At 67.4% G+C, this 16,162-nt stretch carries 17 protein-coding genes; 15 read left to right on the forward strand and 2 right to left on the reverse strand.

Annotated features, from left to right (window positions below):
- The first annotated feature begins 22 nt into the window (after nucleotides 1-22).
- From xpsF to gspD, 10 genes are read left to right on the forward strand one after another with little or no spacing between them, the layout of a single operon-like run.
- Nucleotides 23-1,243: a type II secretion system protein XpsF gene (gene xpsF / locus ACSDHM_RS01240; RefSeq protein WP_072168883.1), complete on the forward strand. Its 1,221-nt coding sequence runs from the start codon at nucleotides 23-25 to the stop codon at nucleotides 1,241-1,243.
- A gap of 49 nt (nucleotides 1,244-1,292) precedes the next feature.
- Entirely contained in the window at nucleotides 1,293-1,736 is a 444-nt protein-coding gene (gene gspG / locus ACSDHM_RS01245; protein WP_005415225.1) for a type II secretion system major pseudopilin GspG, read from the forward strand.
- Between the two features lie 6 nt (nucleotides 1,737-1,742).
- The gene (gene xpsH / locus ACSDHM_RS01250; RefSeq protein WP_049417201.1) at nucleotides 1,743-2,237 is read left to right on the forward strand and encodes a type II secretion system protein XpsH; all 495 of its coding nucleotides are present in this window, start codon (nucleotides 1,743-1,745) and stop codon (nucleotides 2,235-2,237) included.
- Nucleotides 2,234-2,653, forward strand: a complete 420-nt coding sequence (gene xpsI, locus ACSDHM_RS01255) for a type II secretion system protein XpsI (RefSeq protein WP_061478437.1) — start codon at nucleotides 2,234-2,236, stop codon at nucleotides 2,651-2,653. The genes xpsH and xpsI overlap by 4 nt, the downstream gene beginning before the upstream one ends.
- A complete protein-coding gene (locus ACSDHM_RS01260) occupies nucleotides 2,650-3,282 on the forward strand; it encodes a type II secretion system protein J (protein WP_072168885.1) in 633 nt (210 codons plus the stop codon). Before xpsI ends, ACSDHM_RS01260 begins: the two co-directional genes overlap by 4 nt.
- Complete coding sequence (locus ACSDHM_RS01265) at nucleotides 3,279-4,142, forward strand: general secretion pathway protein GspK (RefSeq protein WP_072168886.1); 864 nt, start codon at nucleotides 3,279-3,281, stop codon at nucleotides 4,140-4,142. Before ACSDHM_RS01260 ends, ACSDHM_RS01265 begins: the two co-directional genes overlap by 4 nt.
- Nucleotides 4,139-5,284 (forward strand): PilN domain-containing protein, encoded by a 1,146-nt coding sequence (locus ACSDHM_RS01270; protein ID WP_188241608.1) that lies wholly within the window; start codon nucleotides 4,139-4,141, stop codon nucleotides 5,282-5,284. The genes ACSDHM_RS01265 and ACSDHM_RS01270 overlap by 4 nt, the downstream gene beginning before the upstream one ends.
- Complete coding sequence (gspM, locus tag ACSDHM_RS01275; RefSeq protein ID WP_061478433.1) at nucleotides 5,259-5,972, forward strand: type II secretion system protein GspM; 714 nt, start codon at nucleotides 5,259-5,261, stop codon at nucleotides 5,970-5,972. Before ACSDHM_RS01270 ends, gspM begins: the two co-directional genes overlap by 26 nt.
- Nucleotides 5,962-6,750 carry a general secretion pathway protein GspN gene (locus ACSDHM_RS01280; protein WP_072168888.1) on the forward strand — a complete coding sequence of 263 codons (789 nt, stop codon included), beginning with the start codon at nucleotides 5,962-5,964 and terminating at the stop codon, nucleotides 6,748-6,750. The genes gspM and ACSDHM_RS01280 overlap by 11 nt, the downstream gene beginning before the upstream one ends.
- 9 nt (nucleotides 6,751-6,759) lie before the next feature.
- Nucleotides 6,760-8,961, forward strand: coding sequence for a type II secretion system secretin GspD (gene gspD, locus ACSDHM_RS01285; RefSeq protein WP_439426586.1), 2,202 nt, complete (start codon nucleotides 6,760-6,762; stop codon nucleotides 8,959-8,961).
- Between the two features lie 158 nt (nucleotides 8,962-9,119).
- Here gspD and ACSDHM_RS01290 read toward each other — a convergent pair.
- Nucleotides 9,120-10,471, reverse strand: a protein-coding gene (locus ACSDHM_RS01290; protein ID WP_088497681.1) for an IS3 family transposase whose coding sequence is annotated in 2 segments (ribosomal slippage) — nucleotides 9,120-10,024 and nucleotides 10,024-10,471 — 1,353 coding nt in all. Because the reading frame shifts where the segments join, the coding sequence is not laid out codon by codon here.
- Nucleotides 10,472-10,975: 504 nt separating this feature from the next.
- Here ACSDHM_RS01290 and ACSDHM_RS01295 point away from each other — a divergent pair.
- The 3 genes from ACSDHM_RS01295 to pncB all read left to right on the forward strand — a co-directional run bounded on the left by ACSDHM_RS01295 (nucleotide 10,976) and on the right by pncB (nucleotide 13,950).
- Nucleotides 10,976-11,827: a glycosyltransferase family 2 protein gene (locus ACSDHM_RS01295; RefSeq protein ID WP_111007844.1), complete on the forward strand. Its 852-nt coding sequence runs from the start codon at nucleotides 10,976-10,978 to the stop codon at nucleotides 11,825-11,827.
- Nucleotides 11,824-12,663, forward strand: a complete 840-nt coding sequence (locus ACSDHM_RS01300; protein ID WP_111007845.1) for a glycosyltransferase family 2 protein — start codon at nucleotides 11,824-11,826, stop codon at nucleotides 12,661-12,663. The genes ACSDHM_RS01295 and ACSDHM_RS01300 overlap by 4 nt, the downstream gene beginning before the upstream one ends.
- Before the next feature lie 108 nt (nucleotides 12,664-12,771).
- Nucleotides 12,772-13,950: a nicotinate phosphoribosyltransferase gene (gene pncB / locus ACSDHM_RS01305; protein WP_005415236.1), complete on the forward strand. Its 1,179-nt coding sequence runs from the start codon at nucleotides 12,772-12,774 to the stop codon at nucleotides 13,948-13,950.
- A gap of 10 nt (nucleotides 13,951-13,960) precedes the next feature.
- On the opposite strand, the gene ACSDHM_RS01310 is transcribed toward pncB, so the two are convergent.
- Nucleotides 13,961-14,326, reverse strand: coding sequence for a hypothetical protein (locus ACSDHM_RS01310; RefSeq protein WP_072167823.1), 366 nt, complete (start codon nucleotides 14,324-14,326; stop codon nucleotides 13,961-13,963).
- A 459-nt stretch (nucleotides 14,327-14,785) separates the two neighbouring features.
- Between ACSDHM_RS01310 and ACSDHM_RS01315 the strand changes: the two genes are divergently transcribed.
- Nucleotides 14,786-15,325, forward strand: coding sequence for a fimbrial protein (locus ACSDHM_RS01315; protein WP_005415238.1), 540 nt, complete (start codon nucleotides 14,786-14,788; stop codon nucleotides 15,323-15,325).
- A gap of 85 nt (nucleotides 15,326-15,410) precedes the next feature.
- Nucleotides 15,411-16,139, forward strand: a complete 729-nt coding sequence (locus ACSDHM_RS01320; RefSeq protein WP_151354772.1) for a fimbrial biogenesis chaperone — start codon at nucleotides 15,411-15,413, stop codon at nucleotides 16,137-16,139.
- The last annotated feature ends 23 nt before the right edge of the window (nucleotides 16,140-16,162 follow it).

A 16,162-nucleotide genomic window follows, 5' to 3' on the forward strand; every position in this document is an offset into this window, starting at 1 on the left:
CGTGCAGGACGCCGGGGCTGACATGCCGAACTACCGCTACAAGGCGCTCAATCCGCACGGTGAGGTCTTCGACGGGCAGATGGAGGCGGCCAGCGAGGCCGAGCTGATCGCGCGCCTGCAGGACCAGGGCCACCTGCCGATGGAGACGCAGCTGGCCGACGCCGGCGCGATCGGCGGCAGCAGCTGGCGCAACCTGCTGCAGCAGCGCCCGTTGCAGGGCGCTGCATTGCTGCAGTTCACCCAGCAGCTGGCGACCCTGCTCGGTGCCGGCCAGCCGCTGGACCGCGCGCTGTCGATCCTGCTGGGGTTGCCCGAGGACGAACGATCGCGCCGCGCGATCACCGACATCCGCGACGTGGTGCGCGGCGGTGCACCGCTGTCCACCGCGCTGGAACGCCAGCATGGGCTGTTCTCGCGGCTGTACGTGAACATGGTGCGCGCCGGCGAAGCCGGTGGCAGCCTGCATGAAACCCTGCAACGCCTGGCCGACTACCTCGAGCGCAGCCGCGCGCTGCAGGGCAAGGTCATCAACGCACTGGTCTACCCGGCCATCCTGTTGGTGGTGGTGGGCGGCGCGCTGCTGTTCCTGCTTGGCTATGTGGTGCCACAGTTCGCGCAGATGTACGAGAGCCTGGACGTGGCGCTGCCGTGGTTCACCAATGCGGTGCTGCAGCTGGGCCTGTTCGTGCGCGACTGGTGGGTGCTGCTGCTGGTGGTGCCGGCGCTGGTGGTGCTGTTCTTCGAGCGCAAGGCGCGGCAACCCGCGTTCCGGCTGGCGCTGGATGGCTGGCTGCTGCAGCGCCGTGGCATCGGCCGTCTCGTCGGTGAACTGGAAACCGCGCGCCTGGCGCGCACGCTGGGCACCCTGCTGCGCAACGGCGTGCCCCTGCTGGGCGCACTGGGCATCGCCCGCAACGTACTGGGCAACCGCGCGCTGGCCGCCGATGTGGAAGTGGCCGCCGATGAAGTGAAAAATGGTGCCGGCCTGTCGCTGGCACTGTCGCGCGGCAAGCGCTTCCCGCGCCTGGCCCTGCAGATGATCCAGGTCGGCGAGGAATCCGGCGCCCTCGATACCATGCTGCTGAAGGCCGCCGACACCTTCGAACAGGATAGTGCCCGGCGCATCGACCGCCTGCTGGCGGCGATGGTGCCGGCGATCACCCTGGTGCTGGCCTCGGTGGTGGGCGCGGTGATCGTGGCCGTGCTGGTGCCGCTGTACGACCTGACCAATGCCATCGGTTGACGATGGCACTCCCTGCAACCCCGACACTCCGCAACTGAAAGGACCGTCCATGATTGCCCGTCGCCGACCGATCCGCCTTTCCTTCACTGCCGCGCGCAACCAGTCGGGCATGAGCCTGCTGGAAATCATCATCGTCATCGTGCTGATCGGCGCGGTGCTGACCCTGGTCGCCAGCCGCGTGCTGGGCGGTGCCGACCGTGGCAAGGCCAACATCGCCAAGGCGCAGGTGCAGACCGTGGCGTCCAAGATCGACAACTACCAGATCGACACCGGCAAGCTGCCCGGCTCGCTCAATGACCTGGTGACCGCACCGGCCGGTGTTGGCGGCTGGCTCGGCCCGTACGCCAAGCCGGCCGACCTGAACGACCCGTGGGGCCACGCCTTGGAATACCGCGCACCGGGCGAAGGCCAGCCCTATGAGCTGGTCAGCCTGGGCAAGGATGGCAAGGCCGGCGGTAGCAGCGTCGACGCTGACATCCGCTACCAGCCGTAACCGCGCATGACGTATTTCCTGCCGCGCCGGTTGCCCCACCCGCGCCTGCACGGCAGGCGCGCGGCGGGACTGTCGCTGCTGGAAATGCTGCTGGTGATCGCACTGATCGCGGCGATCGGCCTGATCACTGCCGCCGGCCTGTCGCGCGGCTTCGCCGGCATGCAGCTGCGCAGCGCAGGCAAGGACATCGCCAGCCAGCTGCGCATGGTGCGCGCGCAGGCGATCGCCCGCGGTGAACCGCAGCGCTTCGTCATCGAGCCGGCGCGGCGGCGCTGGGAAGGCGCCAACCAGCGCCACGGTGAGGTGCCCGCACAGCTGCAGGTGCAGTTCGAAGGTGCCGCACAGCTGGCCACCGCGCCGGGGCAGGGCGTGATCGAATTCCATCCCGATGGTGGCTCCAGCGGTGGCCGCATCCGGTTGCAGCGCGACGGCGCCGAATGGCGCGTCGACGTCGGCTGGCTCACTGGCGAGGTCCGCTCCGGCCCCTGGCGGGCGCAATGAAGCGGCGCGCGCGTGGCTTCACCCTGCTGGAAGTGATCATCGCCTTCGCCCTGCTGGGCCTGGCGTTGACCCTGCTGCTGGGCAGCCTGTCCGGCGGCGCAAAACAGGTGCGCGATGCCGAGTTGCGCACGCGCGCGGTGCTGCACGCCCAGTCGTTGCTGGCCGAAGCCGGTGTCGACACGCCGCTGCAGGTGGGCAGCCAACAGGGTGACTGGGAACAGGGGCGCTATCACTGGGAACTGCAGGTTCAGCCGTGGGTGGAGCCCCGCGCCGGCACTGTCGGGCAGGCGACCTCACCGGGTACTGCATGGCTGGCGGAGCTGCAGTTGCAGGTGCGCTGGGGCGACAGCGAACGCGAGCAGCTGCGCTGGCGCAGCCTGCGCCTGTTGCCGCCCGACCTGGAGAATGCCCGGTGAGGCGCCGCGCCGCAGGGTTCACCCTGGTCGAAGTGATGCTGGCCACCGTGCTGCTGGCCGGCGGCCTGGCGTTGGCCTTTGCCAGCGTGCGCTCGGCGATGGCGGTCAGCCAGCGCGGCGAGCAGATCGCCGCCGAAAGCGAACGCATGCGCGCGGTGGAATCGTTGCTGCGCAGGCAGCTGGCGGCTGCGCTGCGCACGCCGCTGGAAGTTCCGGATCCCACCCGCGAGCCGGTCTTCTTCCAGGGCGAAGAGCAGCGCATGCTGTTCGCCGCCGACCTGCCCGGCTACCTCGGCCGTGGCGGACCCTACCTGCATGCGCTGCAGGTCGACGGACACGATGGCCACCAGCGCCTGCTGCTGGAGCTGGTGCTGCTGCAGGAAGGCGAGCGCATCGCCGAGAACCCGCCGCGCCCGCCCGAGGTGCTGGTGGAAAACCTGAAGTCGGTGCAGCTGCGCTATCGGGGTATCGATGCCAGCACCGGGCAGGTGACTGACTGGATGCCTCGCTGGGACGACACCCGCCGCCTGCCGATGCTGGTGGAGATCCAGATCGCGCCGGCCCGGGGTGCGCCGTGGCCGCCGCTGGTGGTGGCGCTGCGCGCCGGTGGCAGCGGAGGCGCGCGATGAGGCGTCAGGGTGGGGCGGCACTGGTGCTGGTGCTGTGGCTGATCGCGTTGATGACCGCGCTGGTCGGCGCATTCGCGCTGAGCGCACGGGTCGAACACCTGCAGCAGCGCGTGCTGGATGACGATGCACGCGGGCAGGAACGTGCGCGCGCCGGCCTCGAATATGCACTGCTGCGCCTGTCGGCCGATCCGCAGCGCGCGCCCTGGCGTGCCGATGGCCGGACCTATCGCTGGCAGTTCGACGACGCCAGCATCGAGATCAAGGTGCTGGACGAGAACGGCAAGATCAACCTGAACCTGGCCGATGCCGCGCTGCTGGCCGCCTTCCTCAAGGCACTGGGTGAAGACGATGCACAGGCCCGGCAGCTGGCCGGGGCCATCATCGACTGGCGTGACGAGGACAGCCTGCTGCAGCCGGGCGGTGGTGCCGAAGCGCAGGACTACGCCGCAGCCGGGTTGCCCTATGGCCCACGCAACAAGCGGTTCGAGACCCTGGGCGAGCTGCAGCGCGTGCTGGGCATGCGCGGCACGCTGTACCGGGCGATGTTGCCGCACCTGACCCTGTACAGCCGCCAGGCGCGGCCGGATCCCCAGTTCGCCGGCGCACCGGTGCTGACCGCACTGGGCCTGGATGCGGATGCCGTGCTGGCGCAGCGCGCCCAGCAGGAGCGTGATGCAGATTCCGCTGGTGGTACGACAACGCTTGCCAGCAGCAGCGGCACCTATAGTATCGAGTCCGCTGCCATCGACAGCAGTGGACGCAGGTCGGTGTTGCAGGCAGTGATACGCAGTGGCTCGGGCGGGGTTCCCGGGCGGACCTACACAGTGCTTCGCTGGGAGCAGGGAATGACAGCAAGATGACGGCGTGGCAGGACAGTCTGCGGCAGGTGCAGGGCCGGATCGGCCCGGGCGCTGGCCGTTTCCTGCGCTGGTGGCGGCAGTCGCTGCTGGCCTGGGTACCGGTGCGCTGGCAATGGGCGTTGGGCTGGGGCCAGGCCCGCCTGTTGCTGCAGCCTGAGAGCGACCAGCTGCAGGTCTGGCGTGAGGCCGGTGAACGCCGCGAAGTGGTGGCGCGCCTGCCGTGGCCGCTGTCGCCGGTGGAACTGGACCGGGTACTCGAGCCGCGCCTGCGCAGCCTGCCCCGGGTGTGGCTGCTGCCCGCGGCGGATGTGCTGCGGCGCACGCTGCGCCTGCCCGCCGCGGCGGCCGACCGCCTGCGTGCCGTGGTCGGTTTCGAGATCGACCGGCAGACCCCGTTCGAAGCGTCCCAGGTCAGCTATGACGTGCGTGAACTCGGCGCGGGCGGTGAAGGGCAGTTGCAGGTCGAACTGGTGGCGTGGCCACTGCGGCAGCTGGAAGCATGGCGCATGCGGGTGGGCCAATGGGCCGATGCGCTGGCCGGCGTCGATGCCATCGATGCGCAGGGCAACGTGTTGCAGGTGAACCTGCTGCCGCCCGCGCAGCGCCAATTGCGGCCAGACCCGATGCGGCGCTGGAACCTGCTGCTGGCAGCGGCATCCGTCGTGATGCTGGTACTGGCCGCGGTGCAGTTGCTGGACAACCGCCAGGCCGCCGCCGACGAACTGCGTGCGCAGGTCGAGCGCAGCGCGCGCAGCGCGCGTGGCGTGGCCAGCGAACGCGCGCAGCTGCAGGCGCTGATCGATGGTGCTGCATTCCTTGAGAAGCAGCGCAGCCAGCGCGCCGGTACGGTGGAGATCTGGAACGAACTGACCCGGCGCCTGCCGGAAGGCACCTACCTGGAAAAGCTGGCGATCGAGAACAACAACCTGCAGCTGATCGGCCTGAGCCGCGAGGCATCGCAGCTGGTGCAGCTGCTGCAGGACGCACCGCAGTGGCGCAAGGTCAACCTGACCGGGGTGCTGCAGGCCGATGGCGCGGCCAGTGGCCGCGACCGCTTCACCATGACCGCCGAACTGCAGCCGTTGCCGGCCGCAGCACAGACCCCGGAGGCGGCCGATGCCGATGCCAAGCGCACGCCGTGATCGCTGGTTGGCGCTGGCACTGCTGCTGGCAGTGCTGGGCCTGGCCTATCTGCTGCTGGTGCACCCCTGGTTCACCCAGCCGCTGCGTGCGATCGACGCCGATGTCGCCGCCCTGCGCGAACGCGAGTCGCGCGTGCAGGCGCAGCTGCAGCAGCAGCCGCAGATCGAACAGCGCCTTCGCGCTACCCGCGAGGCACTGCAGCAGCGGCCAGGCTTCCTGCGCGAAGCCACCGCCGAAGCTGCCGCCGCTGCATTGGGCGCCCGGCTGCAGGATGCGGTAGCGATGGCCAGCCCGGGCAACCGCAGCTGCACCATCAGCAACCGCACGCCGCTGACCGACAACCGGCGCGATGCCGAGTTCGTGCGCGTCGCCATGCAGGTGCGCCTGCGCTGCGGCGTGGCCGAACTGGCCACCGTGCTGCACAGCCTCGAAACCGGCAGCCCCCGCCTGTTCGTCGACAACCTCAACCTGATCGCGCAGCGCTTCCAGCAATCGCCGAACGAATCGGGGCTGGGCCTGGATGTGTCCTTCGAGCTGGCCGGCTATCTGCTGCCAGGCGCCGCCGCCGATGGCACGGTTCCGGCGCCCGCTGCAGCGCCGACGCCGGCTGCTTCGCCGGCCGAGGCCACGCCGGCGCCCCAGCCGGCGCCCCCGTCCGAAGGGCAGGAGGTGGCCGATGAAGCTTGAGCAGATCAGCCTGCGTACCGGCTTCCTGCTGGCACTGGCCGGCTGGGCGGCGGCGGTCTGGCTGGCAACCGTCTTCGGGCTGGGCAGCCAGCTGCCGGGCGCCGACGGTGATGCCGACGCCGCGCCATCGCTGCCATCGCTGCCGCCGCTGGCTGCAGAGCGCATGGCCAGCGCCGACAGCTACAGCGCGATCGGAGAGCGCCCGCTGTTCGCCGAAGACCGCAGGCCGCGGCCCTATCTGCTGGGGGGCAGCGAACCGGCGGCCAGTGCCGCGTTGCGCCTGACCGGCGTGCTGCTGACCGGCGATTTCGGCATGGCCACCTTCACCACCGAACAGAACCGCTCGCTGCGCCTGCGTCTCAACGGCGAAGCCGTGGATGGCTGGCAGCTGGTCGCGCTGCAGCCGCGCCAGGCGACGGTGATCGGCCCCGGTGGCAACCAGGTCCTGGAACTGGCCGTGTTCAACGGCCAGGGCGGTGAGCCGCCGACGGTGCTGCGCGGTGCCAACGGTGTACCGCCTGCAGGTGCGATCGTTGTGCCGCCTTCGGCGGGTGCTCCGCCGGCGCCGTCCCCGGTCGCGGCCACCCCTCCGACGCCGCCCGCCGGCAATGCCCCCACACCTGCGGCGTCAGCTGCAAAAACACCACCGGCCAACAACAACGGTCCTAGCGAAGCGCAGATGCAGGCCATCCGCGAACGCATCCAGGCCCGCCGCCGCCAGCTGCAGCAACAGCAGCAACAACCGTCGCCGCCCCCGGGCGATGGCACCAACCGATAGAGTGAATGCATGAACCTGCGTTTTCTTCCCTGGTCCTTTGCCCTCACGCTGCTGGTCGGCTGCAGTACGGTGTCCGCGCCGCACGTGCAGCGCAACGGCAACCTGTCGCCCAGCGCCGCTGCCGGCCAAGCGGCCGACGTCGCTGCTGATGCCGCCCGCGAAAGCCAGGGCGCACCGCAGGCGGTGATCCGTCGCGGCACCGGCACCATGATCAACCGTGAGGCCGCGCGCGCACCGGCCCCGGCGCTGCATGGCGCCAGCACCGGCGAGGCCACCTTCAACTTCGAAGGCGAATCGCTGCATGCGGTGGTCAAGGCCATCCTTGGCGACATGCTTGGCCAGAACTACGTGATTGCACCGGGCGTGCAGGGCACGGTGACCCTGGCCACGCCCAAGCCGGTCTCGCCGGCGCAGGCGCTGAACCTGCTGGAGATGGTGCTGGGCTGGAACAACGCGCGCATGGTCTACAGCGGCGGCCGCTACAACATCGTCGCCGCCGACCAGGCGCTGGCCGGCACGGTCGCGCCGAGCACCGCGCCGGCGGCCAGCGCACGCGGCTTCGAGGTCCGCGTGGTCCCGCTGCAGTTCATCTCCGCCACCGAGATGAAGAAGGTGCTGGAGCCGTATGCGCGTCCCAACGCCATCGTCAATGTGGACAGCGGCCGCAACGTGATCACCCTCGGTGGTACGCGCGCAGAACTGGAAAACTACCTGCGCACCGTCGAGATCTTCGACGTCGACTGGTTGTCGGGCATGTCGGTGGGCGTGTTCCCGATCCAGTCGGGCAAGGCTGAGCAGGTCGCGGCCGACCTGGAAAAGGTGTTCGGCGAAGAGAGCAAGACGCCCAGTGCTGGCATGTTCCGTTTCCTGCCGCTGGAGAACGCCAACGCCGTGCTGGTGATCACGCCGCAGGTACGCTACCTGGACCAGATCCAGCAGTGGCTGGATCGCATCGACACCGCAGGTGGCAGCGCCCGCCTGTTCTCCTATGAGCTGCGCTACATCAAGGCACGCGATCTGGCCGAGCGCCTCAGCGAGGCCTTCGCCAGCAGTGGCAACCGCGGCGCCTCCAGCCCGGCCTCGCTGGCGCCAGGCGCCATCCCGTCGCAGCTGGGCGGTGACGGCGATCGTGGCATGGACAACAACAGCAGCACCCTCGGCTCGACGCTGGGCGGGAGCAGTGGCAGTGGCAGCAGCAACGGCAGCCTGAACCTGCCGCAGCGCCAGCCCGGCAACGTCAGTGTCAGCCTGGAAGTGGAGGGCGACCGCGTCGGCGTGTCGGCGGTGGAGGAGACCAACACCCTGCTGGTGCGCTCGACCCCGCAGGCCTGGCGCTCGATCCGCGAGGTGATCGAGAAGCTGGACGTGATGCCGCTGCAGGTGCACATCGAGGCACAGGTGGCCGAAGTCGCGCTGACCGGTGACCTGAAATACGGCGTGAACTGGTTCTTCGACAACGCCGTGGCCGGTCGTGCGCTGACCGGCGCACTGGCGGGCCTGACCCTGCCGCCGGCAGCGGGCGGTTCGTGGAATACCTTCGCCGGCGGTGTCACCGGCAACGATGGCGTAGGCTGGGCGTTCACCGGTCACAACGCGGCCGCCGTGGTCAGCGCGCTGGACAAGGTCACCGACCTGCGCCTGCTGCAGACACCGTCGGTGTTCGTGCGCAACAACGCCGAGGCCACGCTCAACGTTGGCGACAAGGTGCCGATCAACACCACCACGGTGAATACCGGCGTGGGCACCAGCACCTACAGCTCGGTGCAGTACATCGACACGGGCGTGATCCTCAAGGTGCGCCCGCGCGTGACCCGCGATGGCACGGTGTTCCTGGATATCGTGCAGGAGGTCAGCAGCGCCTCCGACGTGCCGGACGCCTGCAACCCGAACGAGCGCAACTGCAATCCGCGCATCTCGACCAAGAAGCTGTCCACCGAAGCGGCGGTACAGAGCGGCGACACCATCATGCTGGCGGGCCTGATCACCGACTCGGCCACCGATGGCAGCAGCGGCATTCCGGGCCTGAGCAGGATCCCGGTGGTCGGTGCGTTGTTCGGGCAGAAGACCAGCACCAGCCGTCGTTCGGAGGTGATCGTGCTGCTGACCCCGACCATCGTCCGCAACAACCAGGAATCGCGCAACCTGACCGATGAGTACAGCAAGCGCTTCCGCGCGATGGAGCCGCTGAACCAGCCGCGCGCGAAGAAGTAAGGGGTTACGGCCGGGCGGCGCCCGGCACCCGCAGAGGCCAGAGCAACGGCAACAGCCAAAGCAACAGCGGGTTTACTGAGGGATGGCGGGGCACTGTGGGTTTGCGGGGACGCCGTAAACCCATCCATGAAGTGACCCCCGAGACTTGGACGGTGGGGTCAGGCGGCTGCTTGGGCCTGTTCCCGGTACTTTACCGGGCTTAGCCCCTTCAATTTCAATCTGATTCGCTCTTGGTTGTAGTACTTGATGTACTCCACCAGCCCGGCCTCCAGGCTTTCGATGCTGTCAAATCTGTTCAGGTAGAAGAACTCCGACTTCAGCGTCCCGAAGAAGCTTTCCATTGCCGCATTGTCCAAGCAGTTGCCACGTCGGGACATGCTTTGCTTCAACGAGTGCTTTTCCAGCATGTGCCGGTAGTTCTCATGCTGGTACTGCCAGCCCTGGTCGGAGTGGATCATTGGCCGCTCATCCGGCGAAAGCTTCTTGATGGCCTCCTCCAGCATCTGACCTACCAGATCGAACACAGGCTGGCGCTTGATCTGATAAGCCACGATTTCACCGTTGTAGAGGTCCATGATCGGCGACAGGTACAGCTTCATGCCTTGCACCTTGAACTCGGTGACGTCGGTCACCCACTTCTGGTTGGGCCGCTCGGCATGGAACTGGCGATTGAGGTCATTGCCAACCACAACATTGGCGGCCCCTTTGAAGGACCGGTAGCGCTTCACGCGTACCCGTGATTTCAGGCCCATCTCCCCCATCAGGCGCTGTACCCGCTTGTGATTGGTCCGATGGCCCTGATTGGCCAGTTCCAGCGTCACCGTGCGATACCCATAGCGCCCTTGGCTTTGATCGTAGATTGCCCGGATGCGCTCGCACAGGGCTGCCTCATCCTGATCCGGATGGGCCAGGACATGGTTCTGGTAATAGAACGTACTGCGTGACAGCTCTGCCGCTTCGAGCAGAAGCGACAGCGTATGAACCTGCCTCAATCCTTGGATGGCTTGCGCTTTGCGTCCTGCGCCGCCTGCTCTTCCCGGATCAAGGCATCGAGTTTTTTTAGGTAGTCGGTCTCCGCACGCAGATAGGCGACTTCCTTGAGCAGCTCATCGCGGCTCATTTCCTCAGGTGGCTTGGACGAGCGGGTCTTTTTCATCGGCTTTCGGGGCGGCGGCGGAGGTGGTGCCAGCGCTTGGGCACCGCCTTGAGCATACAGGCGACGCCACCGACCCACCGCGCCGGCATCGCCAATTTGAAAGTAAGTGGTGGCCTCCCGCCCGGACATGCCGTCCTGGCCCATCTTCTTCAGGACAGCCAGCTTGAATGCGAGGTCATAGGACTGGGCCTGGCGGCGAAACCCGCGCCAACCATGCAGCCGATAGGTCGCCACCCAGCGCCTGACCGTGGAGAACTCCAGGCCGTAGCGACGAGCAACGGCTTTGACCGATGTGGAGGTCTTGCAGGCCTCTTTGGCGACCTGCAGTTTGAAACGCGCGTCGTATCTGTTCATGTATCCCTCGGGGTTGGATCTGATGTCCAACTCCCGGGGGTCACTTCACCATGGGGGCTTGGTCGCCGCATCCATGCGGCTCACACCCCGCAAACCCACAGTGCCCGCCTTCGACAGTGTGCTGCTGTTGGTAGGTGTCGACCTTGGTCGACACGGTAGATCCACGCCATGCGTGGATGACTGTCTGTCAGATTTCGAAATCAGAAAAAGGGGTCAGATCCGTTTTCCAGAGGAAAACGGATCTGACCCCAGCTTTTGCTGGCAGAGCGAAGAAATCTGTCGAAGGCGGGGTGGGTCCGGTTGCGGGGGCGTCCGCGGCATGGATGCCGCGGCCAAGCCCCAAGGATGGGTTTACGGCGTCCCCCGCAACCGGACCCACCCCGCCATTCCAAGGATAGCCGGCTTCTGCTGTTGCTTCGGCTCCGGCCTCTGCAGGCGCCGGGTGCAACCCGGCCGATACCCTCCCGGTGCTACGCTGTGGCCACCGACAACCACGGAGGCGGGATGGGGGCGATCGTGTTGTTGCCGCTGTGTGTGGACGATGCCGCGCTCGACCGCTGCCTGGCCGCACTGGATGCCGGCACCGCGCCGGGCACCGCGGTCTGGCTGGCCGATGACGCGCAGGCAGGGCCGCGTGCGCAGGCCGTGGTCGAGCACTGGTTGGCGCATACGCCGCTGCAGGCCGAGTACACCCGGCGCGCGCGGCCACTGGGCGAGGTTGCCCATCTGGATGAGATGCTGCGCGCCTGCGATGGCCTGGACGTGGCCGTGCTGGCGCCGGACAGCGTGCCGTCGCCCGGCTGGTTGCAGCAGTTGCAGGATGCCTTCGCCCGCGATGCCGCCATCGCCACCGCGACCCCCTGGTGCAATGCCGGCGAGACCGCGGCGTGGCCACGGCTGGGCGAGATCAATCCCGAACCCCATGACCCGGCCTTGCTGGCGCATACCTGCGCTACATTGCCGACGCTGCACCCGGAGTTGCCATCGGCGGTCACCCACGCGGTGCTGGTACGTGGCAACGCGCGCCGCCGTGCCGGTGGCCTGGACGTGGACAGCTATGCCGGCTGGAATGCCGCGCTGATCGATCTCAGCCTGCGCATGGCGGGCCTGGGGTGGCGCAATGTGTTGTGCGAGACCGCGTTCGTCAGCCGGGCAGGGGAGGCGGTCAGCCGCGATGGCGACCTGGAGGCCCTGGCGGCACGCTGGCCGGCCTGGGTGCCGCGGCTGGCCGATTTCCTGATGCACGATCCACTGCACGGTCTGCGTGACGACCTGCAGCAGCGCATGCGGCAGGCGATAATGCCGAAGGAACAGGGCGACCTGTTTGTCCCGCCCGCGCCGGAGCCTCACGTTTGAATGCAACCATTGCCGCCATCGTCGTCACCTACCAGAGTGGCAGCACCATCGATGCCTGCCTGTCGCGCCTGCGCCAGGCGCAGGACATCGCCGAGATCCGGGTGATCGACAATGGTTCGCTGGATGGCACGCTGGACATCGTGCAGCGGCATGCCAGCCATGACCCGCGCGTGCGCTTCGTCGGCAATCCGGACAATCCCGGCTTTGCCGCCGCCAACAACCAGGGCGTGGCCGACTCGCACAGCCCGTGGCTGGCCTTCATCAACCCGGACCTGATGATTGAGCCGGACACCCTGACCGAATTGCGCAGCCGTGGCGAGGTGCTGGGCGATTGCCTGCTGGGCGTGGAGCAGGTGGACGAGCACGGCCACGCCGATGAAGCGGTGCGCCGTCGCGATCCGGATTTCCTGCTGATGCTGCGCTCGCCGGGCAAGGGCTCGAAGCTGGCGGTTCCGCGCGATCCACACCAGGCCGTGCAGCCCGTGCCGGCGTTGTCCGGTGCGCTGCTGATGATGCCGCGTACCCTGTTCGAGCGCATCGGTGGTTGGGATGCGGGTTACCGCCTGCATGCCGAGGACCTGGATCTGTGCCGCCGCGCACGCGAGGCCGGCGCGGTGGTGGCGATCGCCAACGACCTGCAGGTTACCCATGTGCGCGGCGTCTCCAGCCGCTCGCGGCCATTCTTCGTGGAATGGCACAAGCACAGGGGGCTGTGGCGCTACTTCCAGAAGTTCGAAGCGAAGCAGCGGTCGCTGCCGGTACGCGTTGCGGTGTGGGCCGCGATCTGGGCGCATGCGGCGATGCTGGTGCCGAGGCTGCTGCGCAGGTCGCTGTAGCGCCGCAGGAGCATCCACGCATGGCGTGGATCTACCAATGCTGTTCCCCGTGAGCCGAGCGTGGCCGCAGGCACCCCGGTTCACGCCGCCGGGCGCATAATCCGCTCCATGCCTATCATCCAGTCCCTGCTCGACACCGACCTGTACAAGTTCACCATGATGCAGGCGGTGCTGCACCAGCACCCCGGCGCCCAGGTGCAGTACCGGTTCAAGTGCCGTACGCCCGGCATCGACCTGGCCCGCTACATCGACCAGATCGACGAAGAAATCGACCACCTGTGCAGCCTGCGCTTCAGCGACGCGGAGCTGGACTACATGCGTGGCCTGCGCTTCGTGAAGCCGGATTTCGCCGATTTCCTCGGCCTGTTCCACCTCGACCGCAAGTACATCCAGCTGCGCGCGTCGACGGCCGTGCCCGGCGAGATCGAACTGGACATCACCGGCCCGTGGCTGCACACCATCCTGTTCGAAGTGCCGCTGCTGGCGATCATCAACGAAGTCTGGTTCCGCAACACCACCACGGCCGACTTCGCCGAAGGCGAGCGCCGCCTGCAGGCCAAGGCCGCGCTGCTGCGCGATACCCCCGGCTTCGAACAATGCCGCATTGCCGACTATGGCAGCCGTCGCCGCTACTCGCGTGACTGGCACGCGCGGCTGCTGCCGCTGCTGCGCGATGCACTCGGCCCGCAGCTGGTCGGCACCAGCAACGTCCACTTCGCGCGCCTGTACGGCATGACCCCGCACGGCACCATGGCCCACGAGTACCTGCAGGCGTTCCAGGCGCTCGGCCCGCGCCTGCGTGATTCGCAGGTGGCGGCACTGGAATCGTGGGCGCGCGAGTACCGTGGCGATCTGGGCATCGCGCTGTCCGACGTGGTCGGCCTGGACGCGTTCCTGCGCGACTTCGACATGTATTTCTGCAAGCTGTTCGACGGTGTGCGCCATGACTCCGGCGATCCGTTCGACTGGGGCGACCGCATGCTGGCGCACTTCCAGCAGCGTCGCGTCGATCCACGCAGCAAGGTGCTGGTGTTCAGCGATGGGCTCGACATCGCCAAGGTCATGCGCCTGTACGACTACTTCCGCGGTCGCTGCCAGGTCGCGTTCGGCGTCGGCACCCACCTGACCAATGACCTGGGCCCGACGCCGCTCAACATCGTCATCAAGATGGTCCGCTGCAACGGCCAGCCGGTGGCCAAGCTCAGCGATTCGCCCGGCAAGAGCATGTGCGACGACCCGGGTTACCTGGCCTACCTGCGCCAGGTCTTCGAGCTGCCGCCGGCGTAAATACGTCGGCTTACAGGTAGTCGACCACCACCAGGTAGGCGCCCTGCAGCGGCTGCTGCTTCGAAGCCTGCACGCTGTAACGCTCGGAGAAGGCGATATCGCCGGCGCGCATCGCGCTGGCCGACACCGACAGCTTCTGGCCCTGGCGCTTGCCATCGCGCAGCATCGCGGCCTGGCCATCGGCCAGTGCCGTCACTTCCACCGTCGAGCCCTTGGCCGACGGCGGGCAGGCCGCCAGGCTCAGCTCACCCTGGGACAGGTTCGTCGTGCAGCCCGGCTCGGCGATGCGGCCGCTGAAACGGATGCTGCCGCTGCTGGCCTGGGCCAGCGCACTGACGGACATCAGGGCCACACACAGCAGAATGGAATTCCTCATGACACGTTCTCTGGTTCGGTGTGTCCTAGTTAGCGACAGGATCGATCCGCCTTTAATAGGACAAATCCGAATCTGCTAGGGCCATCACCAAGAAAGAGTGATGCGCATCAAATAAGGTGATTTCCGCCTGAAAAATGCCTGTTTCCGCGCCTGCCGAACGCGCCTCTCAACGCGTCATCCACGGTTGTCCGCGACCTGGCGGCCCCGTCGTCAAAGCTTCCACGCGTCCCAGGTGCTGATTCCGCCTATCACGTCACATTTAGGGCGTCAATGAATTGGCGTTCAGAAAAATAATGAGACTTTCATCACAGTTGTGCATATACTTGCGTCACGGATTCAGGGGAAGGTATGTCCGAGTCCGGCCACAGGTGAGACGCAAGGATGGGTCTTGTTAGCCCGGCAGTGCTCCTTGCTTCCTCCTCTACTTCTCATCTCTTCAGTAGGGTTAGGTAAAAGCGAATGCACAAGATCAACCTCATTGCCGCTCTGATGCTGGCCGCCGCTCCGCTGGCCGCCAACGCCGCCGACGGCACCATCACCTTCAATGGCAAGGTGACCGACAAGACCTGCACCATCTCGACCCCGGGCGGCAAGGACTTCGCCGTGACCCTGCCGACCGTGTCGAAGAACACCCTGGCTACCGCCGGTGCCGTTGCGGGCCGTACCCCGTTCGCCATCAACCTGACCAAGTGCAGCGCCGGCAACGTCGCCACCTACTTCGAGCCGGGTTCGACCGTCGACTTCAACAGCGGCCGCCTGGTCAACCAGGCCTCGGCCAACGCTGCCACCAACGTGCAGCTGCAGCTGCTGGGCTCGAACAACCAGTTCCTGCCGATCAAGGCTGCCGGCGCTGGCCTGGCCCAGACCAACTCGCAGTGGGTCACCGTCGGCACCGACGGCTCGGCCGACCTGAACTACTACGCTGAGTACTACGCCACTGCCGCCGCCACCCCGGGCGACGTCACCAGCAGCGTCAAGTACACGATCATCTACAACTGATCGTAGCTGTACCCGCATTGGCCGGCGTACGCGCCGGCCAGTGCTCCGCGGCCCCTGGCCACACCCCTCGAGCGTAGTACTTCCGATGAAAGCACTCTTTCCCCGGGCGCTGCTGCTGGCAGCGTTCACGCTGCCCCTCTGCCAGAACGCACTGGCCGGCGTGGTGGTCAATGGCACGCGGGTGATCTACCCGGCACAGGCGCGCGAAGTCACCGTGCAGGTCGACAACGTGGGCGACTCGCCCGCACTGGTCCAGGCCTGGATCGACAGTGGCGACGCCAACCAGACCGCCGATACCAGTGATGCTCCGTTCGTGCTGACGCCGCCGATCGCGCGCGTCGAGCCGGGCCGCAGCCAGGCGCTGCGCCTGATCTTCTCCGGCGCACAGCTGCCGACCGATCGCGAGACGGTGTTCTGGCTCAATGTGCTGGACGTACCGCCGTCGCCGGACAACGCCGACAGTGGTGACCAGAATTACCTGCAGGTGGCGTTCCGTTCGCGCCTGAAGCTTTTCTACCGGCCGCAGGGCCTGAAGGGCGTCGCCAACGACGCACCGGCAGCGCTGCGCTGGACCCGCAATGGCGACCACCTGCGGGTGGAAAACCCGAGCCCCTTCCACGTCACTCTGGCCGAAGTGCATGCCGTGACCGGCAGCAGCGAAAAGGCCGTCGAGGACAAGGGCGCGATGGTCGCGCCGAAGCAGAGCCTGGAGTTCGCCGCACCGGCGGGCACGCAGCAGGTGCGCTTCATCACCATCAATGATTACGGCGGCCGGGTCGAGCACTCCGTCCGCCTCGACAGCACCGGGAGCTGAACGCGCCGCGCCGGCCAAGGGCC

This window comes from Stenotrophomonas sp. T8 (assembly GCF_051853085.1).
GTDB classification, from domain to species: domain Bacteria; phylum Pseudomonadota; class Gammaproteobacteria; order Xanthomonadales; family Xanthomonadaceae; genus Stenotrophomonas; species Stenotrophomonas sepilia.